General features: G+C 53.1%; 2 protein-coding genes. Both read left to right on the forward strand.

Annotation, left to right across the window (positions count from 1 at the left end):
• Window positions 1–861, forward strand: an 861-nt coding sequence (mreC, locus tag COY37_RS06065; RefSeq protein WP_286976742.1) for a rod shape-determining protein MreC, incomplete at its 5' end; no start/stop codon positions are given.
• Window positions 861–1382, forward strand: a complete 522-nt coding sequence (gene mreD, locus COY37_RS06070; protein WP_286976744.1) for a rod shape-determining protein MreD — start codon at window positions 861–863, stop codon at window positions 1380–1382. The genes mreC and mreD, both read left to right, overlap by 1 nt.
• Window positions 1383–1498: the final 116 nt, after the last annotated feature.

The following is a 1498-nucleotide window of genomic DNA, read 5'->3' on the forward strand; positions in this document are numbered from 1 at the left end:
GAGGAGTTTTTTATGCCGGAGTTTTTCGGTAGACGCAATTACCTGATTCTCTTCGGGCTTATTTTTATAAGTATGGTTATCCTCACCGTTCACTTTCGTGAAGGTCAGGACGGCCCCATCCACCGGGCACAACGCCTGGTGCTGGCGGCAACAGCCCCGCTGCAAGCGGCCGTAACTACAGCGCTCACTCCTGTAGGGGACGGCTGGGATTATCTTGCGCATTTTGGCGAACTCAAACGCGAAAACAAGGAACTGCAAAAAGAAGTATCGGCGCTTAAAAGCGAGCTGTTCGCGCGCCACGGCCTCGAGGCCGAAAACGACCGCTTACGAAAACTTATCGATTTTAAGCAAAAGCAAAAATACGGTACCATCGCCGCCAATGTTATCGGTATGCCCGAGAACAACTGGTGGTCTTCAATCATCGTCGACCGTGGTCTCTCGGCCGGGGTCAAGCATAATATGCCCGTTATTGCGGGCGGCGGGCTTGTCGGCCAGGTTTCAGATGCCTCGTCGCGCGTCTCAAAGGTCGTCCTCTTAAACGATGCCCAGAGCGGCGTCTCGGTGCAGGTGCAGCGAACGGGCGAGGTGGGTGTTATAAAAGGCCAACTCAAAGACAAGCGGCTGGTTTTGCAGTACATTTCCAGGGATTCGGACATTAAAAACGGCGATATTATCGTCACCTCGGGACTTGGGGGGATTTTCCCCAGGGATCTCTACGTTGGCATGGTCGCCAAAGTGCGCCAGTCGGTCTATAGCCTCTATAAAATCGTTGAAGTCGAGCCGCCTATCGACTTTTCGCATATAGAGGAAGTTCTTATCCTGCAATATGACCCCGGGGTTTCGATCACGGAGGGCAACTGATGTGGCCGATAATCCAATCTTGCCTGGTCGTGCTCGGTGCCTTTATTTTGCAGGCGGTGCTGGTCCCGCATATAGCTCTAGGCGGAACTAAACCGGATGTCATTCTCATTGTGACGGCGCTCTACGGTTTTACCTATGGGCCGCCGGTCGGTGCGATCGCGGGCTTTTTCGGGGGGCTCTTAGGTGATCTTGTCGGCGGCACGCACGTGGGGCTCGGCCTGGTAAGTAAATCAATCGTGGGGTTTTTCGCGGGGCTGGTCCAGAGGACGATCTTCGTCGAAAACATTCTGTTGCCGATGGTAGCGATTTTCATCGCAACGTGGCTCAACGAATTCGTCTACGTGGGGTTTATGTTCCTGCTTGGCGAAATCACGCCCATCAAAGTGCTGATGCTTCAGGTAATTCTTCCGACGGCGATCTACAACGCGCTTCTCACCCCGCTTGTCTACTTGATCGTCCGCCGCTTCCTCGTGTTTAAACAAGAAACGCCCTCGATCAATGTAGCCAGGAAGTATGAATAAGAACAGAAGCCAGGAGCCCAAAGAGCAGAAGTCAGAAGTCAGAAGGTGTGGGTCGAGAGAGCGGGTTTTAGTAGGCAGCAAGGAGTATGCAGAAGGCAGTTAAAAACCAGGGTATG

Source organism: Candidatus Aquicultor secundus (assembly GCF_002791875.1).
In the GTDB taxonomy this organism is placed as follows: Bacteria; Actinomycetota; Aquicultoria; order Aquicultorales; family Aquicultoraceae; genus Aquicultor_A; species Aquicultor_A secundus.

Excerpts from the sequence above, each read along its gene's own strand:
- mreD (WP_286976744.1), top strand. The coding sequence starts at position 861 with ATGTGGCCGATAATCCAATCTTGCCTGGTCGTGCTCGGTGCCTTTATT.